At 74.8% G+C, this 24,841-nt stretch carries 17 protein-coding genes; 6 read left to right on the top strand and 11 right to left on the bottom strand.

The features are described from left to right. Positions 1 to 46 precede the first annotated feature (46 nt). The gene (locus AB0P03_RS24150; protein ID WP_363580180.1) at positions 47 to 1,345 is read left to right on the top strand and encodes an SWIM zinc finger family protein; all 1,299 of its coding nucleotides are present in this window, start codon (positions 47 to 49) and stop codon (positions 1,343 to 1,345) included. Between the two features lie 28 nt (positions 1,346 to 1,373). After that, complete coding sequence (locus tag AB0P03_RS24145; protein WP_363580178.1) at positions 1,374 to 2,975, top strand: DUF5691 domain-containing protein; 1,602 nt, start codon at positions 1,374 to 1,376, stop codon at positions 2,973 to 2,975. Between the two features lie 119 nt (positions 2,976 to 3,094). On the opposite strand, the gene AB0P03_RS24140 is transcribed toward AB0P03_RS24145, so the two are convergent. After that, positions 3,095 to 3,502 carry a cobalamin B12-binding domain-containing protein gene (locus tag AB0P03_RS24140; protein ID WP_063351339.1) on the bottom strand — a complete coding sequence of 136 codons (408 nt, stop codon included), beginning with the start codon at positions 3,500 to 3,502 and terminating at the stop codon, positions 3,095 to 3,097. 381 nt (positions 3,503 to 3,883) lie between these two features. Here AB0P03_RS24140 and AB0P03_RS24135 point away from each other — a divergent pair, with 381 nt between their 5' ends. After that, positions 3,884 to 4,723 carry a peptidoglycan DD-metalloendopeptidase family protein gene (locus AB0P03_RS24135; RefSeq protein WP_363580176.1) on the top strand — a complete coding sequence of 280 codons (840 nt, stop codon included), beginning with the start codon at positions 3,884 to 3,886 and terminating at the stop codon, positions 4,721 to 4,723. A gap of 6 nt (positions 4,724 to 4,729) precedes the next feature. On the opposite strand, the gene pcrA is transcribed toward AB0P03_RS24135, so the two are convergent. The 3 genes from pcrA to AB0P03_RS24120 all read right to left on the bottom strand — a co-directional run bounded on the left by pcrA (position 4,730) and on the right by AB0P03_RS24120 (position 9,588). Next, positions 4,730 to 7,357 (bottom strand): DNA helicase PcrA, encoded by a 2,628-nt coding sequence (gene pcrA / locus AB0P03_RS24130; RefSeq protein WP_363580174.1) that lies wholly within the window; start codon positions 7,355 to 7,357, stop codon positions 4,730 to 4,732. A gap of 148 nt (positions 7,358 to 7,505) precedes the next feature. After that, positions 7,506 to 8,183: a response regulator transcription factor gene (locus AB0P03_RS24125; RefSeq protein ID WP_350877187.1), complete on the bottom strand. Its 678-nt coding sequence runs from the start codon at positions 8,181 to 8,183 to the stop codon at positions 7,506 to 7,508. Continuing rightward, entirely contained in the window at positions 8,176 to 9,588 is a 1,413-nt protein-coding gene (locus AB0P03_RS24120) for a PspC domain-containing protein (RefSeq protein ID WP_363580299.1), read from the bottom strand. The genes AB0P03_RS24125 and AB0P03_RS24120 overlap by 8 nt, the downstream gene beginning before the upstream one ends. A 179-nt stretch (positions 9,589 to 9,767) precedes the next feature. On the opposite strand from AB0P03_RS24120, the gene AB0P03_RS24115 reads away from it, so the two are divergent. Both AB0P03_RS24115 and AB0P03_RS24110 read left to right on the top strand, forming a co-directional pair. Continuing rightward, positions 9,768 to 11,204, top strand: coding sequence for a PspC domain-containing protein (locus AB0P03_RS24115; protein WP_363580172.1), 1,437 nt, complete (start codon positions 9,768 to 9,770; stop codon positions 11,202 to 11,204). Then, the gene (locus AB0P03_RS24110; protein WP_363580170.1) at positions 11,201 to 11,410 is read left to right on the top strand and encodes a hypothetical protein; all 210 of its coding nucleotides are present in this window, start codon (positions 11,201 to 11,203) and stop codon (positions 11,408 to 11,410) included. Before AB0P03_RS24115 ends, AB0P03_RS24110 begins: the two co-directional genes overlap by 4 nt. A gap of 16 nt (positions 11,411 to 11,426) precedes the next feature. On the opposite strand, the gene AB0P03_RS24105 is transcribed toward AB0P03_RS24110, so the two are convergent. The 7 genes from AB0P03_RS24105 to AB0P03_RS24075 form a co-directional block, all read right to left on the bottom strand. Continuing rightward, a complete protein-coding gene (locus AB0P03_RS24105; protein ID WP_363580168.1) occupies positions 11,427 to 12,479 on the bottom strand; it encodes a Rieske (2Fe-2S) protein in 1,053 nt (350 codons plus the stop codon). A gap of 193 nt (positions 12,480 to 12,672) precedes the next feature. Then, positions 12,673 to 14,268, bottom strand: coding sequence for a glutamine-hydrolyzing GMP synthase (gene guaA, locus AB0P03_RS24100; RefSeq protein WP_363580166.1), 1,596 nt, complete (start codon positions 14,266 to 14,268; stop codon positions 12,673 to 12,675). 1,094 nt (positions 14,269 to 15,362) lie between these two features. Beyond that, entirely contained in the window at positions 15,363 to 17,120 is a 1,758-nt protein-coding gene (locus tag AB0P03_RS24095) for a hypothetical protein (protein ID WP_363630709.1), read from the bottom strand. A gap of 218 nt (positions 17,121 to 17,338) precedes the next feature. Further along, complete coding sequence (locus AB0P03_RS24090; protein ID WP_363630708.1) at positions 17,339 to 19,144, bottom strand: GMC family oxidoreductase; 1,806 nt, start codon at positions 19,142 to 19,144, stop codon at positions 17,339 to 17,341. A gap of 243 nt (positions 19,145 to 19,387) precedes the next feature. Beyond that, a complete protein-coding gene (locus AB0P03_RS24085) occupies positions 19,388 to 21,019 on the bottom strand; it encodes a succinic semialdehyde dehydrogenase (RefSeq protein ID WP_363580160.1) in 1,632 nt (543 codons plus the stop codon). An 87-nt stretch (positions 21,020 to 21,106) separates the two neighbouring features. Continuing rightward, positions 21,107 to 22,858, bottom strand: a complete 1,752-nt coding sequence (locus AB0P03_RS24080) for a serine/threonine-protein kinase (protein WP_363630706.1) — start codon at positions 22,856 to 22,858, stop codon at positions 21,107 to 21,109. 160 nt (positions 22,859 to 23,018) lie between these two features. Further along, complete coding sequence (locus AB0P03_RS24075; RefSeq protein WP_363630704.1) at positions 23,019 to 24,143, bottom strand: protein kinase; 1,125 nt, start codon at positions 24,141 to 24,143, stop codon at positions 23,019 to 23,021. A gap of 57 nt (positions 24,144 to 24,200) precedes the next feature. On the opposite strand from AB0P03_RS24075, the gene AB0P03_RS24070 reads away from it, so the two are divergent. Next, entirely contained in the window at positions 24,201 to 24,743 is a 543-nt protein-coding gene (locus AB0P03_RS24070; RefSeq protein WP_363630702.1) for an SHOCT domain-containing protein, read from the top strand. The last annotated feature ends 98 nt before the right edge of the window (positions 24,744 to 24,841 follow it).

The following is a 24,841-nucleotide window of genomic DNA, read 5'->3' as shown; positions in this document are numbered from 1 at the left end:
GACGGGCAGTCAGCCGATGTCAGTGGCACCGCCTACCGTCGGTCGCATGGAGGAACGCTGGAGCACCGAACACGTCCTGTCCCTGGCACCTGACGCCGCGTCGCAGAAGGCGGCCGGCAAGCTCTCCTCGCCCGCGTCCTGGTCCGGGGCGGGCACCGACGGCACCGCGCTCTGGGGCGAGTGCAAGGGCAGCGGCAGCACGCCGTACCGCACCGTGATCGAACTCGCCACGCCCGCCTACCAGTGCAGCTGCCCCAGCCGGAAGTTCCCGTGCAAGCACGCGCTCGGGCTCCTCCTGCTGTGGAGCGGCGCCCCGGAGACCGTCCCCGCCGCCGAACCCGCCGCGTGGGCGGCCGACTGGCTCACGTCCCGCGAGGAGCGCGCCGAGAAGCGCGCCGCACCCCCGGCCGACCCGGTCGCCGCCCGCCGCCGGGCCGAGCGGCGCGGCGCCCGGGTGGCGGCCGGCGCGGCCGAGCTGCGGCTGCGCCTGGCCGACCGGATCCGGCACGGCCTGGCCGACCAGTCCACCGCCGGGCCCTGGGAGGAGGTCGCCGCCCGGATGGTCGACGCCCAGGCCCCCGGCCTGGCCACCCGGGTCCGCGAACTCGACGCCGCCCCGCAGGACCGGCTCCTGGAGGAGTACGCGATGCTGCACCTGCTCGCCACCGCCGCCACCCGCGTCGACGAGCTGCCGGCCGAACTGGCCGCCACCGTCCGCACCCGGGTCGGCTACCCCACCGACACCGCCGAGATCCTGGCCGGCCCCACCGTGCGCGACCGCTGGCAGGTGCTCGGCAGCCGCGACTCCGCCGACGAGCGGCTCACCACCCGCCGGGTCTGGCTGCGCGGCGCCAAGACCGGCCGCCCCGCCCTGCTGCTCGCCTTCGGCCGCCCCGGCCAGGCCCCCGACCTCGCCCTGCCCACCGGCCACCTGCTGGAGGCCGACCTGGCCTTCCACCCCGGCGCCCGCCCGCTGCGCGCCGCCCTCGGCACCCGCTACGGCGCCCCCGGGCCCGGCCCGGCCGGCCCGCCCGACGGCCTCACCGTCGCCGAGGCGGTGGCCGGCTACGGCACCGCCGTCGCCGACGACCCGTGGCTGGACAGCTGGCCGACCGTCCTCGCCGGCGCCATGCCCGTCCGCACCCCGGACGGCTGGTACCTGACGGACGGCCACCACACCCTGCCCGTCCGCACCTCGGCCCTCCCGGAGGCGGCCCTGTGGCGGCTGGCCGCGGTCTCCACCGGCCGCCCGCTGACGGTCTTCGGCGAGTACGGCCACCAGGGCTTCGCCCCGGTCACGGCCTGGGCCGGCCACGACCGCCCGATCGGCCTCACCACCGTCTAGCGTCCAGCACACCTCAGGAGCATCGAAGATGACGATCACCCAGGACCCGTGGGAGACCCTGCACACCACCGCCCTGCTCGGCACCGACCGCCGCCCGCTCCCGGCCACCACCCTGCCGCTCGCCGACACCGTCGACCAGGCCGACCCGGCCACCGCGCTGCTGGAGCTGGCCGCCCTCGCCACCGTCCGCCGCCGGGCCGGCGCCCTGCCCGTCCCCGCCGCCGGACCGCCCGGCCCGCCCGCGCCCGAGGACGGGCGCCCCGAGCTGCCCGCGGCGGCCGCCCGCCGGCTCGCCGTCCTGCTGGCCGGCCGGTCCGGCGGCAGCGGCGGCGCCACCCTGGCCAACCTCGCCGAACTGCTCCCGCAGTGGCTCGCCACCGCCCGCACCCGGGGCCTGCGCCCGCCCGGCGCACTGATACCCGGCCTGCTCGACGCCGCCCGCGCCCGCAGCGAACTGCGCTCCGACGCCGTCGCGCTGGCCGGACCGCTGGGCCGCTGGCTGGCCGAACAGAACCCCGACTGGCGCTTCGTGCTGCGCACCGCCGCCCCCGATCCGGCCGAGCAGCCCGGCGGCCCCGTCGACCACCAGCTGTGGCACGAGGGCCTGTTCGCCGAGCGGGTCACCCACCTCACCCTGCTGCGCCGCCGCGATCCGGCCGCCGGCCTGGAGCTGCTGAGCGGCACCTGGTCCACCGAGCGCGCCGAGGACCGCCTGCTCTTCCTGGACTCCCTCCAGGACGGCCTCTCCGCCGCCGACGAGCCCTTCCTGGAGGCCGCCCTCGGCGACCGCAGCAAGAACGTCCGCGCCACCGCCGCCGAACTGCTCTCCACCCTGCCCGGCTCGGCCCTCGCCCGGCGGATGGCCGAGCGGGCGGGGGCCGCCGTCCGCCTCGCCGCGACCGGGACGCACCTGCTGGTCACCCCGCCCGCCGAGTGCGACGCGGCCATGCAGCGCGACGGCATACCGCTCAAGTCCCCCACCGGGCGCGGCGAACGGGCCTGGTGGTTCGGCGAGGTGATCGCCGCCGCGCCGCTGCGGCTCTGGCCCGAGAGCACCGGCCTGACACCCGAGCAGCTGCTCGCCCTGCGGGTCGGCGACAGCATCGACGAGACCAGCAGCAGCTGGGCCGACGACCTGCGCGAGGCCTGGGCGCGCGCCGCCGTCCGCCAGCACGACGCCGACTGGGCCCGGGCGCTGCTCGGCCCGGCGCCCGCACCGCCCGCCCGCGGCGCCGGACGGGCCCGCGCGCCCCGTGTCACCGGCGCCCCCGCCAAGCTGCTGGCCGTCCTCCCGCCCGAGGAGCGGGCCGCCTGGACGGCCGCGTTCATCGAGGTGCACGGCCTGGGCGAGGCCTTCCAACTGCTCGGCGCCTGCGGCACGCCGTGGACGCCGCCGCTGTCCACCGCCGTGGTGACGGCCCTGGCCCGCGCCGCCGGCTCCGGCGCGTACCCGTGGAGCCACAGCGGAGTGCTCGGGATGACGGAACGCGCGCTCGCCCCGGAGACGGCGTCCGCCGTGGAGGAGCTGGCCGCCGGGGCCGCGCCCGACTCCGCCTGGTCGGAGACCTTCGCCCGGCTGGCCGGGACGCTGCGCTTCCGGGCCGCGATGCTCGCCGAACTCGACGCCTGACGCCTGACGCCTAGCGAGTGTCCGGCGCCCGCTCCCGAAGCGGCAGAACGGCAGAACGACAGGACGGGCCGGCCCCGCCGAAGCCTGGGGCCGGGCCGGCCCGTCCCGCACCGTCAACCTCAGCCGGCCGCGCGCAGGTTGGCCGCGACCCAGGCCACGACGTCCCGGGTGGACGTGCCCGGGGTGAAGATGTCCGCGACGCCCATCGCCTTGAGCTCGGCGATGTCGTCGTCCGGGATGATCCCGCCGCAGAAGACCTTGATGTCCGCCGCGTCGCGCTCCTTCAACAGCTCCAGCACCCGCGCGCACAGCGTCATGTGGGCACCGGAGAGGATCGACAGCCCGATGCCGTCCGCGTCCTCCTGGATCGCGGTGTCGACGACCTGCTCGGGCGTCTGGTGCAGCCCGGTGTAGATGACCTCCATACCGGCGTCGCGCAGGGCACGCGCAATGACCTTGGCGCCACGGTCGTGACCGTCGAGCCCCGGCTTGGCGACCACCACACGGATCGGCCCCGACACACTCATGACTGCCTCCTGGACCTCGTCGTCCACCATCCGACCGGACCTCGCGGGCCACGGGTGCGGTTAACGGTCGATAACCAACCTGAGGGGAGGTTAGCGCCACCCGGCCCGGTTGGCCGCGCCACCTCCCAAGAGGAGGGCAAAGTCACAGCCCCCGGCCTTGCTACCAGTGGGTATACCCGTCCACCCGTCCACCGCACAGACCCCCGGCCGACCTCTTGACAACCGGAGGTTTTTCCGGGGCGTCGGCCTTGCGGATACAGTCTCGGCTGTTTTCTCCCCGCTTCCCCGGTACCGCTTCTCCCCACCGCTTCTCCCTGTCGCTTTCCCCGCCGCTCCCCTGCCCGACGACGCGCCCCAGGCCCACCGAGGAGGCAGCCCCCGATGGCTCCCGACGCAGCCGCCCGCCCGACCCGTGCGGAGCTGCGCCTCGCCGCCCGCGAGCAGTCCCGCGCCCAGCGCCGCGGCGCCGCCAAGGCCGCCACCAGAACCGCACTGCTGCGGGTCGCGCTGCCGTCGGTGGCCGCGCTCGGGGTCGCCGCCGCGGCGGCCGTCACCGTGCGGGACGAGGCCGATCAGCACGCCCAGGCGGCCGGCCGGACGGCACGGACGGCGGTCGACGCCCCGGGCGCCCAGGACAGCCCGAAGAGCCCGGACAACCCGGCCGACGGCGGCGCCGAAGCCGCCAGGACGGCCGCCCGGCAGGCGGTCGCGGCCGGCGACCCGGCCCAGGCCTCCCGCGGTGACGCCCGCCAACCGCTGGCCGGCGCCCAGCCCGCCGACGCCCAGGGCACCCCGGACGCGCAGCCGAGCGCCGAGCCCGTCAAGCCCAAGGTGGTCATGCCGGTCGCCCGGCACGGCCTCGGCGAGCTGTTCGGCGAGGCCGGCACCCACTGGGCCAACCGCCACACCGGCATCGACTTCCCGGTGGACGGCGGCTCCGAGGTGATGGCCGTCACCGACGGCACGATCCGCACGCAGTGGAACCCGTCGTACGGCTACATGACGGTGCTGAAGATGCCCGACGGCACCGAGGCCTGGTACTGCCACCTGCGGGCGTACAAGGTCCGCAAGGGGCCGGTGAAGCAGGGCGACGTCATCGCCTTCGTCGGCAGCAGCGGCAACAGCACCGGGCCGCACCTGCACTTCGAGATCCGCCCGGCCGGCAGCGGGCCGGTCGACCCGCTGCCGTGGTTCCTCTCGAACGGGCTCGACCCCCGCTAGGGAAGGCTAGAGCTTCTCCACCGGCGCGTAGCGCAGCAGCAGTTGCTTGCGGCCCTCCGAACCGAAGTCGACCGTGGCCTGCGCCCGGTCGCCGACGCCGGTGACGCCCACCACCGTGCCCAGCCCGAAGGTGTCGTGGGTGACCCGGTCCCCGACCGCGAGCGAGACGGCGTCCCGCTCGACGACCTGGCCGCCGCGCCGCGCCGACTGCCCCCAGCCCGCCTTGGGCTTCGACGAGGCCGACGAGCCCGAAGAGCCCGACGAGGAGCGCGAACCTCCGCCCCCCGACGAGGACTTGCCCCAGGACGACCCCGAGGAGAAGCCGCGCGCGGCCGGCGCCTGCGCCGCCCCCGTCCGCTTCCACTCCACCAGGTTCTCCGGGATCTCCTCCAGGAACCGCGAGGCCGGGTTGTACGCGGGCTGCCCCCAGGCGCTGCGCAGCACCGAGCGGGTCAGGTAGAGCCGCTGCCGCGCCCGGGTGAGCCCCACGTAGGCGAGCCGCCGCTCCTCCTCCAGTTCCTTGACCTGGTTGAGCGCCCGCATGTGCGGGAAGATCCCGTCCTCCATGCCGGTCAGGAAGACCACCGGGAACTCCAGGCCCTTGGCGGTGTGCAGGGTCATCATCGTGATGACGCCCCGGCCCTCCTCGTCGTCCGGGATCTGGTCGGAGTCGGCGACGAGCGCGACCCGCTCCAGGAAGTCGGGGAGCGAGCCGACCGGCGGGGTGCCCTCCTCGTCGGCGTCGGGCCGTTCGCCCGGGTCCTGCTCGTACTCCAGGGCGACGGAGGCGAGTTCCTGGAGGTTCTCCACCCGGGTCTCGTCCTGCGGGTCGGTGGAGGCCTGGAGTTCGGCCAGGTAGCCGGTCTCCTCCAGGACGGCCTCCAGCACTGCGGCCGGGCCCGCGCCCGACTCGACGACCTGCCGCAGCCCGGCCATCAGGACGTTGAACTTCTTCACCGCGTTGGCCGAGCGCGCGGCCATCCCGTACGCCTCGTCGACGCGCAGCAGCGCCTGGGCGAAGGAGATCCGCTCCCGCGCGGCCAGCGCGTCGACCATCGCCTCGGCCCGCTCGCCGATGCCGCGCTTGGGCACGTTGAGGATCCGGCGCAGCGGCACGGTGTCCTCCGGGTTGGAGAGCACCCGCAGGTACGCCAGGACGTCCCGGACCTCCTTGCGCTCGTAGAAGCGCACCCCGCCGACCACCTTGTACGGCAGGCCGACCCGGATGAACACCTCCTCGAACACGCGGGACTGGGCGTTCGTCCGGTAGAAGATCGCGACGTCGCCGGGCTTGGCGTCGCCCGCGTCGGTGAGCCGGTCGATCTCGTCGGCGATGAACTGGGCCTCGCCGTGCTCGTCGTCCGCGACGTAGCCGACGACCTTCTCGCCGTGCTCGCCGGCCGTCCAGAGCTTCTTCTCGCGCCGGTTGGCGTTGCGCTCGATGACGGCGTTGGCGGCGCTCAGGATGGTCTGCGTGGAACGGTAGTTCTGCTCCAGCAGGATCGTGGTCGCGTTCGGGTAGTCCTCCTCGAACTGGAGGATGTTGCGGATCGTCGCGCCGCGGAAGGCGTAGATCGACTGGTCCGCGTCACCGACGACGCACAGCTCGGCCGGCGGCACCTCGGACAGGCGCCCGGCGGCCGGGTTCACGAACTCCCCGTCCACGGTGCGCTTCGGCGCGGCCGCGACGGATCCGCCGCTCAGCTCGCGGACGAGCATGTACTGGGCGTGGTTGGTGTCCTGGTACTCGTCGACCAGGATGTGCCGGAACCGGCGCCGGTAGTGCTCCGCGACGTCGGGGAAGGCCTGGAGCAGGTTCACCGTCGTCATGATGATGTCGTCGAAGTCCAGCGCGTTGGCCTCGCGCAGGCGCCGCTGGTAGAGCGTGTACGCCTCGGCGAGCTTCTTCTCCATCGGGTTGGCGGCCTGGTCGGCGAAGGTCTCCTCGTCGATCAGCTCGTTCTTCAGGTTGCTGATCTTCGCGGTGAAGGACTTCGGCGGGAACTGCTTCGGGTCCAGGTCGAGGTCGCGGCAGACCAGCGACATCAGCCGCTGCGAGTCGGCCGAGTCGTAGATCGAGAAGCTGGAGGTGAAGCCCAGCACCTTGGACTCGCGGCGCAGGATCCGCACGCACGCGCTGTGGAAAGTGGACACCCACATCGCCCGGGCCCGCGGGCCGACCAGCGCCTCGACGCGCTCGCGCATCTCGCCGGCGGCCTTGTTGGTGAAGGTGATCGCCAGGATCTCGCCCGGCTGCACGCCGCGGGCGCCCAGCAGGTGGGCGATCCGGTGGGTCAGCACCCGGGTCTTGCCGGAACCGGCGCCGGCCACGATGAGCAGCGGCGAGCCCGCGTGCAGCACCGCCTCGCGCTGCGGGTCGTTCATGCCCTCCAGCAGCTGCGCCGGATCCACCACCGTACGGGCGGCGCCGTTGCGGTACCAGGCGTCCCGCGCGGTCTCGGCGGCGTGGTCGGTCTGGAACAGCCCCTCCGGGATGGCCTCCTCGTAGGCCTCGTACGGGGCGTCGTCCTCGTACGGCGGGGGCTCCTCGTCGAGGGGCACGGCGGGCTGCTTCGACCCGGCGGCGGGTGCCTCGAAACCGGGGAGCGGGAGGTCGTCAAAGAGGCTACTCATGGCACTCCGAGTCTATGGCCACCCACCGACAAGCCCGCCCGGCCCGGAGGAACCGGACCGGGCGGGCTCGCGACCGGGGCTCAGCGGCACGTGGGCTCAGCGAGGCACCGGCTCAGCGGCGCACCGGCTCGGCCGCCCAGGCCGGGGCTCAGACCAGACGGCGGGCGGTGGCCCAGCGGGTCAGTTCGTGCCGGTTGCTCAGCTGGAGCTTGCGCAGGACGGCGGAGACGTGGCTCTCGACCGTCTTCACCGAGATGAAGAGCTGCTTGGCGATCTCCTTGTACGCGTAGCCGCGCGCGATCAGGCGGAGCACCTCGCGCTCGCGCTGGGTGAGGCGGTCCAGGTCCTCGTCGACCGGCGGGGTGTCGGTGGCGGCGAAGGCGTCCAGGACGAAGCCGGCCAGCCGGGGCGAGAACACCGCGTCGCCGTCGGCGATCCGGAAGATCGCGTTGACCAGGTCGGTGCCGGTGATGGTCTTGGTGACGTAGCCGCGCGCGCCGCCGCGGATGACGCCGATCACGTCGTCGGCGGCGTCCGACACCGACAGGGCGAGGAACTTGACCCCGCCCTGCTCGCCCATCACCCCGGCCGAGCGGCGCAGCACCTCGACACCGCCGCCGCCGGGCAGGTGGACGTCCAGCAGCACCACGTCCGGCCGGGTCTCGGCGACGACCCGGACCGCCGACTCGACGTCGTCGGCCTCGCCGACCACGTCGATGCCGGTCGCCTCGGTGCGGCCGATCTCGGCCCGGACCCCGGTGCGGAACATCCGGTGGTCGTCCACCAGGACGACTCTCGCGGTGCGCTCCGGCGCTGCCTCAGTCATTCGTTCTCTCCATCTCCAGCTCGACCTCGGTCCCGCCGTCCGGCGCGGGCCGCACCCGTGCGGTGCCGCCGTTGCGCTTCATGCGGCCGATGATCGACTCCCGTACGCCCATCCGGTCCTCGGGCACCGTGTCGGGGTCGAAGCCGGGACCGTGGTCGCGGACGAACACCGACACCGTCTTCCCCTCCACCTCGGCGTAGACCTGGACCGGTCCCCCGCCACCGTACTTGGCCGCGTTGACGGTCGCCTCCCTCGCGGCCTGCATCTGGGCCGCGATCCGCTCGTCCATCGGGCAGTCACCGACGATCACGACCTCGACCGGGACGCCGTGCCGGTCCTCGACCTCGGCGACGACGGCGCGCAGGCTCTCCGCCATGGTGTCGGGCGCGGCCTCGGCGGCGGCCTCCGGGCGGTACAGCCACAGCCGCAGCTCGCGCTCCTGGGCACGGGCCAGCCGCAGCACCTCCTTGGGGTCCTCGGCCCGGCGCTGGATCAGGGTCAGGGTGTGCAGCACCGAGTCGTGGACGTGCGCGGCGATCTCGGCGCGCTCCTGGGCGCGGATGCGCGCGGTGCGCTCGGCACCGAGGTCCTGCCACAGGCGCAGCCCGTACGGGCCGAGCAGCACCAGCACCCCCGCGAGTACCGCGAGCGAGGCCTCGACCACCGAGCCGAGCGTCGAGCCGCTGCCCTGCATGGCGAGGAAGGCGATGGTGCCGGCCACCACGAGCAGCACGCCGGCACCGACCCGGGTGTAGGCGCCGCGCCGCTTGTCGCCCTCCTCCAGGCCGAACCAGCGCTGCCAGCGCGAGTCGTCGGCCTGCCGCCAGACCAGCGCGACGCCGACGCCGATCGCCAGCAGCGGCCAGGTGTACGGCTTGGCGGTCTGCAGGCCGAGCGCGTTGAGCAGGGCGGTGATGCCGATCACCATCATCACCAGGGCCGCGAGCTGGCCGAGGCCGCCCTGCCCGGTCTTGCCGCCCGCGCCGTCCTCCCCCTCCGCGGGGGCCGCGGCCGGCTCGCCCTGGAGGGCGTGCTGGAGCAGTTCGCGCAGCCGGCCGAGCCAGCCGCCGCGGCCCTTGCTCAGCGCGCCGCCCGGCTGCTGCCCCGAACCGGTCGGGACGAAGGCGCCGTTGACGTACACCCAGTGGGCGGCGCCGCGCTGCGCGGGCTCGCCGATGCCGATCGGCACCACGAACCAGAACGCCGCGTACAGCAGGGTGCCGATCCCCTGCGCGAAGAACAGCAGCACGAACGCGAGCCGCACCCACCGCACCGGGAGCCCGAGGTGCACCGCGAGCCCCTGCGCGACGCCGCCGAGCATCCGCCGCTGCGGGCTGCGGTAGAGCCGGCGGTACGGCGGCCGTCCGCCGTCGGGCGCGGTCGGGTCGGTGCCGCCCGCCGGCACGGCGTCGGGGGCGAGGGATCGGGGGTCGGAACCGGGTGCTGCCACGCCACCGATGGTTCCACGCCCGCGCACACGGACGCATCAGGGTGTGCCCCTGACCCCTTCTCAGGGACAAGTCAGGGTCCGGGCAGGGCTCGCACCGGTTGGGCCGGACCGGGGCAGCCGGGAGGATGGTGCCCATGACCGACGACCACCGCATCCAGGAGACCGGGCCCGCCGCCCCGCCGGAACCGGACCGCCCCCCGCTGACCAGGACCGAGCACCACCGCGTGGTGGCCGGCGTCTGCGGCGGCCTCGGGCGGCACCTGGACATCGACCCGGTGGTCTTCCGGGTGGTCACCGTGGTGCTCTGCCTCTCCGGCGGCCTCGGGCTGTTCCTGTACGGCCTGGCCTGGCTGATCGTCCCCACCGAGCCGGTGCCGGACGGCCGGGGCGGCACCCGGCACGGGCGCACCGAACTCCAGCGGGTGCTCACCGGCCGGGTGGACGGCCAGTCGGTCGGCGCGGTGCTGCTGGCCGTGATCGGTACCGGGGTGTTCTTCTCCTCGATGGGCCAGGACGACCAGCTGTTCCCGCTGCTGCTGCTCGCCGGCCTGGTCTTCCTGGCGGTGCGCTACGACCCGGACCGCCGCCGCGGCCGGGTGCGCCGGCGCCGCCGCGGCGGCCCGTACGACCGCCACTACCCCGACGGGGACCAGTACGGCCCGTACCCGTGGTCCGGGCCGGAGGACGACGAGGCCGCCCGCGCCCGGCACGCGGCCGAGCGCGCCGCCGGAACGGTGCCCGCCGACTCCCCGGCCCCCGGCCCGACCGGCTACCTGTGGGACCCGCGCCACCCCGAGCGCAACCCGTACGGCGCCGGCCCCACCCCGCCGTTCGGCACCCCGGTGCCGCCGGCGGGCGGCCCGGCCCAGCCCTGGTGGCAGCGCGTCGACCTGCCCGCGGGCGACCCTCTGCGCAAGGACGGCCCGCCCGGCCGGCCCCGGCCCGCCGCCGTCCGGCAACGCCGGGAGCGGTCCGCACTCGGCTTCTTCGGCCTGCTGCTGGCGATCGGCGCGGGTGCCGCGGTCTGGTCCGCCTCGGCCGGCCACACCGACGTCACCGTGCTGAGCGCGACCGTGCTGGCCACCGCGCTGCTGGTGATCGGCCTGACGCTGCTGCTCGGCGCGAAGTTCGGCCGGGCCCGCAAGCTCGCGGTGACGGGCCTGCTGCTCACCCTGGCGCTGGTCTTCGTCGGCCACTCCCCGGACTCCATGCGCAACGCCGTCGGCCGGCGCGACTTCACCGTCGTCGCCTCGGCCGAACTCCAGCCCCGGTACTCCCTGGGGGCCGGCCGGCTCCAGCTGGACCTGAGCGGGCTCGACCCGGCCGGGGCCACCCTCACCAGCAAGGTCGAACTCGGCGCCGGCGAGCTGACCGTCGTCCTGCCGCCGGACGTGACGGTGAACCTGGTGGCCCGGGTGGGCCTCGGCGACGTCTCCACCCCCGGTGAGCGCAACAACGGCACCGGCCGCCACACCTACCTGCTGCCACCCGGCAGCGGCCATCCGTCCAAGGGCACATTCGACCTCGAACTCGCGGTCGGGATCGGCAACATCAAGGTGGTCCAGCAGTGAGGAAGCACCGGCTCGACCTGTTCTCGCTGATCGCGGGGGCGCTGTTCAGCACGATCGCGGTGGTCTACCTGGTCGCGGCGCTCAACGACCAGGCGGTGAACGGCCGGATCGTCATCCCGGTCACCTTCATCGTGCTCGGCCTCGGCGGCCTGGCCGGCGCGGTCGCGGCGGTCGCCCGGCGCGGTCGCACCGACCGCCGGGACTGAACCCGCCCGATCAGGCTCAGCCCTGCAGCGGCCCGAGGTTCAGCTTGTCGCCGTCCTGGGTGACGGTGTACTTCGGCAGCGGCTTGACCGCCGGCCCGTTGACCACCGCGCCGGTCGCGGCGTCGAACCGGGAACCGTGGCAGGGGCAGTACAGCTGGCCGTTCTTCGGGGCGTCGACCGCGCAGCCGGAGTGGGTGCACACCGCGGACAGGCCGCAGTACTGGCCCGCCTTGGGCTGCACGATGTAGACGGCGTCCCCGGTGGCCGGGTCCTTGACCTGGGCCGAGCCGCCGACCGGCACGCTCGCGGCGGCCACCGAGGGGGCCGGTCCGGACTGCGCCGGGGTGGTGGCCGGGGCCGCGGACTGCTTGGGCGCGGAGTGCTTGGCCCGGCCGAAGGTCCGGGTGAGCGAGCCGGTGAGCAGCCCGGCGCCGCCGATCGCGACGGCGGCGATCCCGCCGTCCACCAGCGCCCGGCGCCTGACGCGGTCCTCGCCCAGCCCGCGCCCCCGCTCCCGGCCGGCCCGCCGGGCGAGGTAGCCGTCCACCGACAGGTCCGGGGTGCCGGCCAGCAGCAGCGGCGTCCAGGCCATCAGGTAGCCGAGGTCGTTGCCCAGGTAGTAGGGCGAGACGCTCCAGCTGATGGACAGCCAGAGGCTGAGGTTGATCAGCGCGCCGCCGAGCGCCGCGACCCGGCCCCAGAGGCCGAGCAGGGTGCCGAGGCCGACCGCCAGCTCACCGAAGGCGACGGCGAGCGCGAACAGGGTGGGCGCGTCCAGGGCGGCGCCGAGCAGGAAGGAGATCGGGCTGCCGCCCCTGGCCGCCTGGGTCTGCGAGACGAACGACGCCGGGTCGGCCGCCCCGGCCAGGTAGTGCGCGTCGGACAGTTTGTCGAGGGCGGCGTACACGAAGGTGACGCCGAGGAAGAGCCGCAGCGGCAGCAGCGCGTACCGGGACGCGGACGCCCGCCACTGCGCCGCCCGGTCGGCCGGACCGGCCGCTCCCCCGTCGCCCGCTTCCCCGTCGCCCGCTTCCCCGTCACCCGCCACGGAGTTGCCAGCCTCCGACATCGCTCACACCTTCCCTCGCGGCCCGCCACTCCCTGACAGGTCCGGTCCGCATTCTGCCCGCTCCCGATCGCTTTCGGTGGGAGGTCCCCACCCCGGCGGCGACCGCCCCACCGCGAACGGCCGCGCCGCCGTTCCCTGGTACGGGAACGACGGCACGGCCGTTCAGCAGCGGCTCAGCGGCCGGCGGGAGTGCTCACTCCCACTCGATGGTGCCCGGCGGCTTGCTGGTGACGTCGACGACGACGCGGTTCACGTCGCGGACCTCGTTGGTGATCCGGGTGGAGATCTTGGCCAGCACGTCGTACGGCAGGCGCGACCAGTCGGCGGTCATGGCGTCCTCGGACGAGACCGGGCGCAGCACGATCGGGTGACCGTAGGTGCGGCCGTCGCCCTGCACGCCCACGCTGCGCACGTCGGCGAGCAGCACGACCGGGCACTGCCAGATCTCACGGTCCAGGCCGGCCGCGGTCAGCTCCTCGCGGGCGATCGCGTCGGCGTCGCGGAGCAGGTCCAGCCGCTCCTGGGTGACCTCGCCGACGATCCGGATGCCCAGGCCCGGGCCCGGGAACGGCTGGCGCTGGACGATCTCCTCCGGCAGGCCCAGCTCCTGGCCGACCATCCGGACCTCGTCCTTGAACAGCTTGCGCAGCGGCTCGACCAGCTGGAACTGGAGGTCCTCGGGCAGGCCGCCGACGTTGTGGTGGGACTTGATGTTGGCGGTGCCGGTGCCGCCGCCGGACTCCACCACGTCCGGGTACAGGGTGCCCTGGACCAGGAAGTCGACCGACTCGCCGTGCTCGCCGGCCTCGGCGACGATCTCGGCCTGGGCCTGCTCGAAGACCCGGATGAACTCCCGGCCGATGATCTTGCGCTTCTCCTCGGGGTCGGTGACCCCCTTCAGCGCGTTCAGGAAGCGCTCCGCGGCGTCGACCACCTTCAGCTGCACGCCGGTGGCCGCCACGAAGTCCTTCTCGACCTGCTCGGTCTCGCCCTTGCGCATCAGGCCGTGGTCGACGTACACGCAGGTCAGCTTGGAGCCGATGGCCTTGTTGACCAGGGCCGCCGCGACCGCGGAGTCCACGCCGCCGGAGAGGCCGCAGATCGCGCGCTTCTCGCCGACCTGGGCGCGGATCAGCGCGACCTGCTCCTCGACCACGCTGCCGGTGGTCCAGGTCGGGGCGATGCCGGCGCCGCGGTAGAGGAAGTGCTCCAGGATCTGCTGGCCGTGGTCGGAGTGCAGCACCTCGGGGTGGTACTGGACGCCGTAGAGGCGGGCCTCGTCGTTCTCGAAGGCCGCGACCGGGACCACCGCGGTGGACGCGGTGACGGTGAAGCCCTCCGGGGCGGCGGAGCAGGCGTCGCCGTGCGACATCCACACCGAGTGCTCCGCCGGAACGCCCTCGAACAGGGTGGAGCCGGTGCGGCTGACGGTCAGCGGGGTGCGGCCGTACTCGCGGGCGCCGGTGTTGTCGACCGTGCCGCCGAGGATCTTGGCCATCAGCTGGAAGCCGTAGCACATGCCGAAGACCGGGACCCCGGCCTCGAAGATCGCGCGGTCGAGCTGCGGCGCGCCCTCTTCGTAGACCGACGACGGACCGCCGGAGAGGATGATCGCCTTGGGGTTCTTGGCGAGCATCTCGGCGACCGGCATGCTGCTCGGCACGATCTCGCTGTAGACCCGCGCCTCACGCACCCGACGGGCGATGAGCTGGGCGTACTGGGCGCCGAAGTCGACCACCAGGACGGTGTCGTTGTCCGGCGCGGACTGGACGGGAATTGCAGAGGACACAGACGGCCTTCCGGCAGCGGTACGAGAGGTGTCACACCGAACCGCTTCCCCGGCGGGGGCCGCGGCGGCGACGGGTGGGGGTGTCTGGACACCGATTCTACCGGGCTGTCCGGTTTCACTCGTCTGCCCGTCCAAACGACCGTGACCGGGCGGGGCCGCCTTTCGTTGCTTCAGACGACCGTACGACCGCGCCGCGCCCGCCAGACGCGCCGCCTTCGCCCCGGCCAGGGGCGCCGCCGTACGGACTGCAGGACCACGCGTGGAGCTTCATCCCAGTCCACCGGCGCATGTGGCACCGCCGCCCCGGCCCCGCCGGGAGCGCGGTGCCGTGGGACCGTGCGCGGGTGCCGCGGCCGGACAGCAGGGGACAGCGACCCCGGCCGCGACTGGACCGAGAGGTGGGACGGCCGGTCCCCGGGGACGCCCGGGCCGGTCGTCGCACCCCCCGCCGCGAGCCGGGCACACCCGGGCGCACACCCTTCCCCGTCCCGCGCCGCTACGCGCGTCCCCGTGCGCCGCAGCCACCCACACCACTACGCACCGTGATCATCGACGCCTCGCGTCGGCACCTGCCCGCAACCGCCCGACGGGGCGGGGCGAGGCCCGCACCCGCGCCCGGGCCACACCAGGGAGTCGGCACCCGCACCAAATGCGCTGGGCCGAACTGTGCCGAATCGGTTGCAGAGCAAGCCCTTCGTCCAGCACGATGCTGCGTGGAAGCGGTTCTCCCGGCGGCCGGCAGGCTCACCGCGGAGACCCCGACCGCTGCCGCCGCACTGGGCGACAGCCCCGTACGTCACCTCACGCTCCGTGAGCGAAGGCCCGGCGCAGACCTGCGCGCCGACCCGCCGCACCGCGAGCGTGCGCGCCCCGCGCCACCGGCCACCCACGCCGGCCCGCGACGGCGCGACCCCTGAGCCGACCGACCCGACGGCGCCCCTCCCCCGGCGCCGTCACCCCCAGCACCGGCGCAGCCCTGACGCCGCGTGCTGAGCGACAAAGGGCCCCGTTCCCCCGCGGGGCCCTTTGCCCTGTCCGGGCCGCTCCGCCCACGGACGCTCCGCTCAGGGCTGCTCCGCTCGCGGCTGCCCGGCTCAGGGCTGCTTGCGCCAGACGCTCGGATCGACCGGCTCCTCGGCCGGCGAGCCGGGCGGCGGCACCAGCGGCGCGTCGTCCGAGCCGACCACGTCGCCCACCGCCGCCCCGGAGGCGTACGGCTGCGGCTCAGGCCCGGCCTCGTACGGCGCCCCCGGCGACGGCACCGCGCCGTACGGGGGCGCGCCGTACGGGGGCGCGCCGTACGGGGGCGCGCCGTACGGGGGCGCGCCGTAGGCGTCCTCGCGGGCCACCGCGCCCCGGCCGCGGACGGCCGCCAGCAGCGGCGGCACCAGCAGCGCGCCGATCGCCGCCCAGACCAGGTTGGCCACCAGCACGCTGGCGAAGCCCAGGCTGATCGAGGTCTCCCGGGACAGCACCGTCTGGTTCGCGAAGGTGTTCCACCCCGGGGTCGCCGAGGACGTCGAGGTCGTCATCAGCGCACCGCCCACCGCCATCAGCGCGGTGAGCGCCACGGCGTGGACGGCCGCCAGCCGGAGCCGGTCGGCCGCGTCCAGCCGCCGCCGGTACGCCGACCAGCCGAGGACGCCCGCCGTGGCGAGGGCCAGCAGGCCGGTCCAGCGCCAGTCGGCGGTCTGGTCGTGCAGGTCGAAGAAGGAGACCTCCATGCTGTCGGGGGTGTCCTGCCAGTCGCCGCCGATCGCGGCCGCCGCGTCGCTCGCCCCGCCGCTCGCCCCGCCGCTCGCCCCGCCGCTCGCCCCGCTGAACGCCTGCAAAGTCGCCCCCGAGCCCAGGCCGAGCAGGCCCAGGCCGAGGTTGGGCAGGAAGGCCGCCGAGACCGGTGTCTGCCAGCCCTCCTCGCTGTTGACCGCGACCAGCACGAAACCCGTCACCGAGGCCAGGCCCAGCGACAGTGCCAGCGCCCGGCCGCCCGTGAGCGCGGCGACCGCCCAGCCGCGCACCGCCCGGCTGCGCCAGGCGGCCCAGCGCAGCGCGTCGGTGCCGTGGACGGCGAAGGCCGTCAGCGCGGCGAGCAGGGCGGTCCAGCCGGTCGCCTCCAGCCAGCCGGAGTCCACGGTGTACGTCACCCCGAGGGCGCGGCCGACGAGGCCGGTGCGCTGCGGCTGCCAGGACGTCCCGCCGGCCAGCCCGAGCAGCGCGGTCACCGCCGCCAGGACCACCGCGGTACGCAGCGCCTCGCCCGCGGCCTGGGCTCGGGTCAGCTGGAGGCCGGCGGCCCGGCGGCGGCGCGCCCCGGTCCGCAGGCCGAGCCAGAGCGCCAGCGCCCACAGCACAGTGACCGTCAGCGGCACCGCCCGGAACAGCGCGTCCATGCCCTCCGCGTCGCCGCGCCGCAACGCGCTGGTGTACCCGAGCTTGAACGGCGCGCCGAGCGCGCTCAGCGCCATCGACAGGGCGGCGCCGAAGCGCTCGCCGAACCCGGGCGCCCGGACCAGGTAGGCGTACTGGTAGTCGCTCGGGATCGCCACGATCAGCGCCGCCAGCAGCAGCACGGCGGTCGGGGCGGCGGCGACCAGGAGCGCCGGGCGCCAGTCCGCGCCGAGCAGCTGGCTCAGCACGGTCGGCCGCCCGGCCCGCGGGTCGTACGGCTGCCCGGCGCCCCAACTGCCCAGCGTGGGCGGCCCGGCGGGCTGCGGGTGGCCCGGGCCGTAGCCGGGCGGCGGGCCGTAGCCGGGCGGCGGAGGCGGCGGCGGGTACCCGGGCGTGGCGGACGGCGGACCGTACGCCGGCGGGGGCGGTACGGCAGGCGGAACGACGGGAGGTACCGCGGGCATGGCGGCCGTCGGCGGGGGCGGCGTCAGCGGCCGCCCGCACGAGACGCACGCGGACGCCCCTTCCACCGATGCCGCGCCGCACGATGCGCAGATGGCCATGGACCGGTTTCCCCCCGCTCGACGAGTTCCTGGTCCCCCAGAAAGCCCGTTTATCCCATCGGATCCGAACGAATGTCAACCGGGTACCGAGCCGGGCGGGTTGGCCCGTCGAGGCCTGCTCATCCGCGCTTCTTCGGGACCTCCGGGACGGGCAGCAGCGGCAGTCGGAGCGCGCCGAACGCGTCCTCCGGGACGGCCGGCCGGGCCGGCGCCACCGGGGCGACCCGCCGGTAGGCCTCGCCCTGGGCCGGGCGGCGGTCCGCCTCGCCCTTGTTGGGCCACATCGACATGGCGCGCTCGGCCTGCGCGGTGATGGTCAGCGAGGGGTTCACCCCGAGGTTGGCGGAGACGGCCGCGCCGTCGACCACGCTGATCCCGGGGTGGCCGTACAGCCGGTGGTAGGGGTCGACCACGCCGGTCTCGGGGGCGTCGCCGATCGGGCAGCCGCCGAGGAAGTGGGCGGTCATCGGGATGTCGAAGATCTCGCCGGCGCTGCTGCCCGCGAAGCCGTTGATCTGCTCGGCCAGCGCCTGGGCGCCCTGTTCGGCGGCCGGGATCCAGGTCGGGTTGGGGGCGCCGTGGCCCTGGGCGGAGGTGAGCCGGCTCTTGCCGAGCAGGTCCTTCTTCAGCGAGACGGTGATCGAGTTGTCCAGCGACTGCATCACCAGGCCGATGATCGTCTTCTCGGACCAGCGGTGCTGGTTCATCGAGCGGGCGAAGGTCACCGGGTGGCGCACCGACCCGCCCAGGTAGCGCAGCCAGCGCGGGGCCCGCCCGCCGCCCTTGACCTGGGCTATCGACAGCGCGCCCATCGCGTTGGAGCCCTTGCCGTAGCGGACCGGCTCGATGTGGGTGCTGGCGTCCGGGTGGATCGAGGAGGTGATCGCCACGCCCTTGGTGAAGTCCACCCGGCTGCCGTAGCGCCGGTCGGTGGTCTGCGCGCCCACCAGCGCCTCGGAGTTGGTGCGGGTCAGCTCGCCGAGCCGGGCGGAGATCCGGGGCAGGTGCCCCCCGTCACGCATCCGGTGCAGCAGCGACTGGGTGCCGTACGTCCCGGCCGCGACCACCACCCGGGCGGCGGTGATGGTCCGCGCGCCCGCCTTCACCCGGTCGGTGCGGGAGCGGGAGTCGGTCCGGCGCACGTCCACCGCGTAGCCGTGGCTCCCGTCGGCTCCGGGGAGCTCCCGGATCCGGGCCACCGTGGTGAGCGGGTGGATCTCGGCGCCGCCCCGCTCGGCCAGGTGCAGGTAGTTCTCGGTGAGCATGTTCTTGGCCCCGTGCCGGCAGCCCGTCATGCACTCGCCGCACTCCACGCAGGCCTTGCGGGCCGGCCCGGCACCGCCGAAGTACGGGTCGGCGACCTCGTCCCCGGGCGCCGCCTTGGCCCTGCCGCCGGCGTCCCGGCCGTCCCCGAAGAAGACCCCGACCGGCGCCATGTGGAAGGTGTCGCCCACCCCCATCTGCTCGGCGGCGGCCTTGAGGTGCACGTCGGAGGGGGTGACGGTCGGGTTGAGCCGGACCCCGAGCATCCGCTGCGCCTGGTCGTAGAACGGCGCCAACTCCTCCTGCCAGTCGGTGATGTGGCGCCACTGGCGGTCCTCGAAGAAGGCCTTCGGCGGCACGTACAGGGTGTTGGCGTAGTTCAGCGAGCCGCCGCCGACCCCGGCGCCGGCCAGGATCAGCACGTTGGCCAGCAGGTGGATCCGCTGGATGCCGTAGAGGCCGAGCTTCGGCGCCCACAGGTAGTTCGGCAGGTCCCAGGAGTTCCTGGGCAGTTCGTCCCGCTCGAAGCGCCGACCGGCCTCCAGGACGGCGACCCGGTAGCCCTTCTCGGTCAGCCTCAGCGCGGCGACCGAACCACCGAAGCCGGAGCCGACCACGACCACGTCGTAGTCGAACTCCGCCGCACCGCCGGACTCCACCATCTGCCACTGCTCCTTCGGGACACGAACCTGACTACGGGACGGGCGGACCTGACTGCGGGACGGGCGAACCTGACTGCGGGACGGAACCTGGCTGCGGGACGGTCGGATCGGACCACCGGCCGGGCCGACTCCGACCCACGGGGACGAACCGCCGGCCCGGGACGGCTACTTGAACCTTCGGCCCGGGACGGCTACTTGAACCTTCGGCCCGGGACGGCTACTTGAACCTTCGGCCCGGGACGGCTACTTGAACCGCAGCGCCTTCAGCACCCGCAGCCCGCCGGTCATCACCGCGGCGAACTGCCGGTCGTCCAGCCCGAACGAGGGCGCGATCGGCATCAGCCGCTGGGTCGCGACGGTCTGTGCCTCGGTGAAGCGCAGGATGCCCTCGGCGCCGTGGCGGCGGCCGAGCCCGGAGTCGCCCATGCCGCCCATCGGCGAGCCGATCGAGCCGTACGCGGCCGCGTAGGCCTCGTTGACGTTGACCGTGCCGGTGCGCAGCCGGGCCCCGACCGCCCGGCCGCGCCGGGTGTCCCTGGTCCAGACGCTGGAGTTCAGGCCGTACGGCGTGGAGTTCGCGGCGGCCACCGCCTCGTCGTCGGTGTCGAAGCGGTAGACGGAGACGACCGGGCCGAAGGTCTCCTCGCCGCAGACCGCCATGTCCGGGGTGACCCCGTCGAGGATGGTCGGCTCGAAGAAGTACGGGCCGAGGTCGGGCCGGGCCCGGCCGCCGGCCAGCACGGTGGCGCCCGCCTTGACCGCCTCCTCTACGTGTCGGGTGGTGGTCTCCAGCTGGCGGACGGAGACCAGCGAGCCCATGTCGGCGCCGTAGGCCAGGCCGCCGCCGAGGCGCAGCGCCCGGGTGCGGGCGGCGAAGCGCTCCAGGAAGTCGTCGGCCACCGAGCGGTGCACCAGCAGCCGCTCGATCGAGATGCACAGCTGCCCGGCGGAGGAGAAGCAGGCCCGCACGGCGCCCGCGGCGGCCCGGTCGAGGTCGGCGTCGGAGAGGACCAGCATGGCGTTCTTGCCGCCGAGTTCGAGCGAGGCGCCGACCAGCCGGGCGGCGGCGCGCTGGGCGACCTCCCGGCCGGTGCGGGTGGAGCCGGTGAACGAGACGTAGTCGGCGTGCTCCACCACGGCGGGACCGATCACCGGGCCGTCGCCGATCACGACCTGCCACAGGTCGGCCGGCAGCCCGGCCTCGATCAGCAGCTCGCGGGCCCACAGCGCGGTCAGCGCGGTCTGCGTGTCCGGCTTGTTGACCACGGCGTTGCCTGCCGCGAAGGCGGGCAGGACGTCGCCGACGGACAGCTCCAGCGGGTAGTTCCAGGGCGAGATGTGGCCGACCACGCCCTTGGGCCGGCGGGCCTCGACCGCGTGGGTGAGCACCGGCAGCGCCCCGCCGCGCCGCTTGTCCCGGAGGTAGCCGTGCGCGGCCCGCCCGTAGTGCCGGGCGGCCATGGCGACGGCCAGCACCTCCTCGAAGGCGTGCAGCCGGGCCTTGCCGGTCTCGGCCTGGACGAGGTCCAGCACCTCGTCCTGCCGCTTGAGCAGCAGGTCGTGGAAGCGCAGCAGGACGGCCGCCCGGCGGCGCACCGGCAGCGCGGCCCAGGCCGTCTGGGCGCGGCGGGCCAGTTCGAAGGCGACCTCGACGTCGGCCGGGGTGGACCGCGGCAGGCTCGCCAGCCGCTCGCCGGTCAGCGGGGCGACGGTCTCCACCAGGCTGGGCTCGCCGGTGGCGGTGACGCCGGCGGCCAGCCGGGCGACCAGGGACGGCGGGACGGCCGCCGCGACGGTCCGGCCCCCGCCGGGGGCGGGCGGGTTCCCGGTCGCGGGGTGTTCGGTGGCCGCTGCGCCTGCTGTGAGGTCCGACATACGGCGCAGCCTAGGCGCTCGGCGGCCGGTCCGGTACCCGTCGGTAACAAGAATCTGCCGCGGCCGGGTGGAGCGGGCTCCCCCCGGTCAGCGGGTCGGCGCGAAGTAGTGCAGCACCGCGTTGAAGCGCTGCTCCGCCTCGTTCCACTCGTTGCCCCGGTCCGGGCTGGACGAGTAGATCGCGTAGCTGGTGCCGTCGTCGTCGATGAACTCGGCCTCGACCGCCCGGCGCCGGCCGCCCTCCTTGGCGAGGTAGCTGAACTCCCAGACGGCCGCCTCGTGGCCGTTCACCGCGACGCCGGTCATCTTGTGCTGCTTGTACTCCTTAAGGTTCTTGGAGACGGTGGCCTCCATCTGCCGCAGGTGGTCCAGCGGCTTGACCGACTGGCCGACGGTGACCGCGAACTGCAGGTAGTGCACCTTGTTGTCGGGGCTGTAGTAGACCTGGTTGTCGGGTGTGGCACTGCGCTGCCAGGCCGGGCTGACCGAGGGCAGCGGGAAGCGGAAGCCGGCCGGGTCGTCGACCCAGTGGTAGCCGTTGGGCGCCGCCGGCCCCGGGCTGGCGCCACTGGTGGGGTCCGGGTTGACGGAGGCGGTCGGGACGGGCTCGTCGGCCGTGGAGGCGGCGACGTGCCCGGTGGTGGTGTTCCGGGTGGCGAGGAAGGTCGCGCCGGCCGCCAGCAGGCCGACGGCCACCGCGATCACGACGATCTTCAGGGTGCTGCGGCGCTTGGCCGGCCCGCGCGCGGGCGTGACGGGGTGCGCCACCGGCGCGACCGCTGCGGTGAGCGCCGCCGCCCCGTCGGCCGCGCCCCCGGTGGTGTCCGGAACGGCCCCCGAGCGCACCCCGGTCGGCTCCTCGGCCTCCTCCACCGTCGTCCCCGGCGCGGCCTCCTCCGAGTGGTCCTCCGCCGCCGCCGGGCGCTCGCTGCGGTCCACCACGGGCACCGACTGGGTGGGCGCGCGCAGCGGCGCGACCGACTTCAGGCCGATCGTGTGCCCGGCCTTCACCTCGGCCAGCATCCGGGCGGCCTCGTCCGCGTTCGGCCGCTCGGCCGGGTCCTTGGCCATCAGCGCGGCCAGCACCGGGCCCAGCGGCCCGGCCCGGAGCGGCTCCGGCAGCGGCTCACCCACCACGGCGGCCAGTGTGGTGATCGGCGAGGTCCGGCGGAACGGCGACTGGCCCTCCACCGCGGCGTACAGCGTCGCCCCGAGGCCCCACAGGTCGGAGGCCGGCCCGGGCCGCTCGCCCTGGGCGAGCTCCGGCGCCAGGTAGTCCGGCGAGCCGACCAGATCGCCCGGCCGGGTCAACTCGGCCGAGCCCTCGTACGTCGCGATGCCGAAGTCCAGCAGCACCACCCGCCCGGTACCGCGCTCCAGCAGCACGTTGGCCGGCTTCACGTCGCGGTGCAGGACGCCGAGCTGGTGGCCGCGGTGCAGTGCGGCGAGCACCTGGCTGCCGACCTCGGCGACGGCGCGCGGCTGCAGGGTGCCGTCCTGGCTGATCACGTCGGCCAGCGAGCGGCCGTCCACCAGCTCCATGACGATCCACGGCCGGCCGTCCTGCTCCAGCACGTCGTGCACCGTGATCACGCCGGGGTGCTTGATCCGGGCGGCCGCGCTGGCCTCCCGCTTCATCCGGGCGTGCAGGATCTGCAGCTCGTCCTCAGGCAGGTGGTTGACGGTCAGTTCCTTGACCGCGACCTCGCGGTTCAGCATCCGGTCCCAGGCCCGCCAGACGGTCCCCATCCCGCCGCGGCCGAGCCGGTCGCCCAGCTCGTACCGCCCGGCCAGCAGCCGCTCCGTCTCGGCCGTCTCCGGCCGGTCCTGCACGCCCATCGGCGACCACTCCCCCTCACATCCGTCTGCCGTCACAGCGACGGAGGGCCTGGTGCAGACCACTGTTCGAACAAATCCCACGCACACATTAGGCGCACCTTGCCAGCCCCGGTAATCACGCTCACCCGTCGGACCGACGGCCCGGGACACTCCGGGGCCGTCAGCCTGCGAACAGCACCACCGCGGTCACTCCCAGCACCAGCAGCAGGAACACGCCCCCGACCAGCAGCGGGCCGAGCAGCGCCGGAGGTATCCGCGGCGGCCGCACCTCGTCCGGCCGCCCGGCGCCCACCCCGGCGCCCACCCCGACGTTCGTACCCACGACGACCTCCGGCCGCCCCCGTCCACCACCCCGCCCGCGCCGACGCCGCACCAGCGGGGCCTCCGGTCTCAGCACCAGCGCCCGCGCCTCCCACTCCTCGTCGACCGGCTCCGGCGCGCCCGCAAGCAGCGCCGCCAGCTCCCAGCGGGCCTCCTCGGCGGTCGGCCGCAGCGAGGGGTCGGGCTGCAGCAGCCGCTCGACCAGCGGCGCCAGCGGCCCGCAGGCCGCGGCGGGCTCCCGCCGCCCGTCCCGGACCGCCGACACCAGCTCCGGCACGCCGCCGTCCGGGAACGGCGAGCGGCCGGTGACCAGCCGCTGCACCAGCACCCCGAGCGCCCAGCAGTCGCCCGCCGGGCCGCCGTCCAGCGGCCAGCGCTCCGCCACCGGGCCGACCAGGGTGGCCCGCACGTCGTACCGGCGGCGCCCCCCCGGGCCGCCGAGGTCCTCGGCCAGCGCCTCCTGCGCCACCCCGGACAGCAGCCCGCCGAGCATCGCCGCGCCGTCCTCGCAGACCAGCACGGACTCGGGGGTCAGGTTCCCGTGGACGAGTCCGTCCTCGTGCAGCGCCCGCAGCGCACCGGCCAGGTCCGCCGCCAGCTCGGCCGCCCGGTAGGGCGGCACCGGTCCGGCCGCCACCAGGTCCGCCAGCGTCATGGCGCCCGGCCGCTCCTCCACCGTCCACAGCAGTTCGCCCTCGACGAAGGCACCGAGCCCGCGCAGCAGCCGGGGGTGCCCGGTCGGCGCGGACGAGCCGACCGCCGCCACCCGGCGGACCAGCCGGTCGGCGTGCGCGGGCACCTCGCCGTCCAGGTCCTGACCGGTGGTCAGCAGCGCGGGCAGCTCCAGGGCGCGCAGCAGCACGGACTCCCCGGTGCGGTCGTCCACCGCCAGGGCCCGCAGGAGTTCGGGACGGTCCGTCAGCCGGTACCGCCCCGCCAGCAATTGCCCCGGGCCGCCTCGCATGCCAGTTCCTCTCGCTCACCGAGCAGCCTACTGAGCGGCTCCTTTACGCTCGGTCCCATGGACTGGACCGATCTGATCGACACCGCCTTCAAGGTGGCGGGAAACAACAGCCAAGCCCATCAGGCCGAGGCCGTGCGCACCGTGGAGGCGGCCGTCATCGACGGCGAGAATCCGGTCGCCTCGACGGCCGGGCGCCATCCCGACCACTTCCGCAAGGGCGTGCTCGTCCTCACGACCCACCGACTGCTCTTTCTCAAGGACGGTAAACCGCCGGTCCCGGTTCCGCTTACGGCGGTCACGGACGCGGCCGTGACCAGGACCAAGCTCAACGGCGACGTGCTCACCGTCGTCGCGCTGACCGGCTCGCACCGGTTCGAGGACGTGGCCAAGGCCGACGTCTTCGCCGAGCAGCTCCGGGAGGCCGCCCGGCTCGCCCGCAAAGCCGCGTCGGCCGCCCGCCCGGCGGCCGACACCGCCCCCGCCGACCTCAGCGCGGGCGACCAACTCCTCGGCCAGCTGGAGCGGTTGGCCGCCCTGCACGCCTCCGGCGCGCTCACCGACGAGGAGTTCACCCGGGCCAAGGCCCGCCTGATCGGCTAGGCCCAATGCCGGTGACTTTGTGGTCGGTGTCTCGTTGGTTGTGGTGTGGCGAGGGTGGGGCAGGTCAAGGCGCCTGCGAGTGAGCGGATATCGGACCG

The sequence above is a fragment of the Kitasatospora sp. NPDC088779 genome, assembly GCF_040685395.1.
Classification (GTDB): domain Bacteria; phylum Actinomycetota; class Actinomycetes; order Streptomycetales; family Streptomycetaceae; genus Kitasatospora.
The sequence above is the reverse complement of the archived record's forward strand: the minus strand, read 5'-3'. Positions and strand labels throughout refer to the sequence as shown.

Bases quoted from the DNA above. Each gene is read 5' to 3' on its own strand.
- AB0P03_RS24150 (WP_363580180.1), top strand. From the start codon at position 47: ATGGAGGAACGCTGGAGCACCGAACACGTCCTGTCCCTGGCACCTGAC.
- AB0P03_RS24145 (WP_363580178.1), top strand. From the start codon at position 1,374: ATGACGATCACCCAGGACCCGTGGGAGACCCTGCACACCACCGCCCTG.
- AB0P03_RS24140 (WP_063351339.1), bottom strand. From the start codon at position 3,502: ATGAGTGTGTCGGGGCCGATCCGTGTGGTGGTCGCCAAGCCGGGGCTC.
- AB0P03_RS24135 (WP_363580176.1), top strand. From the start codon at position 3,884: ATGGCTCCCGACGCAGCCGCCCGCCCGACCCGTGCGGAGCTGCGCCTC.
- pcrA (WP_363580174.1), bottom strand. From the start codon at position 7,357: ATGAGTAGCCTCTTTGACGACCTCCCGCTCCCCGGTTTCGAGGCACCC.
- AB0P03_RS24125 (WP_350877187.1), bottom strand. From the start codon at position 8,183: ATGACTGAGGCAGCGCCGGAGCGCACCGCGAGAGTCGTCCTGGTGGAC.
- AB0P03_RS24115 (WP_363580172.1), top strand. From the start codon at position 9,768: ATGACCGACGACCACCGCATCCAGGAGACCGGGCCCGCCGCCCCGCCG.
- AB0P03_RS24105 (WP_363580168.1), bottom strand. From the start codon at position 12,479: ATGTCGGAGGCTGGCAACTCCGTGGCGGGTGACGGGGAAGCGGGCGAC.
- AB0P03_RS24095 (WP_363630709.1), bottom strand. From the start codon at position 17,120: ATGCCCGCGGTACCTCCCGTCGTTCCGCCTGCCGTACCGCCCCCGCCG.
- AB0P03_RS24090 (WP_363630708.1), bottom strand. From the start codon at position 19,144: ATGGTGGAGTCCGGCGGTGCGGCGGAGTTCGACTACGACGTGGTCGTG.
- AB0P03_RS24085 (WP_363580160.1), bottom strand. From the start codon at position 21,019: ATGTCGGACCTCACAGCAGGCGCAGCGGCCACCGAACACCCCGCGACC.
- AB0P03_RS24080 (WP_363630706.1), bottom strand. From the start codon at position 22,858: ATGGGCGTGCAGGACCGGCCGGAGACGGCCGAGACGGAGCGGCTGCTG.
- AB0P03_RS24075 (WP_363630704.1), bottom strand. From the start codon at position 24,143: ATGCGAGGCGGCCCGGGGCAATTGCTGGCGGGGCGGTACCGGCTGACG.
- AB0P03_RS24070 (WP_363630702.1), top strand. From the start codon at position 24,201: ATGGACTGGACCGATCTGATCGACACCGCCTTCAAGGTGGCGGGAAAC.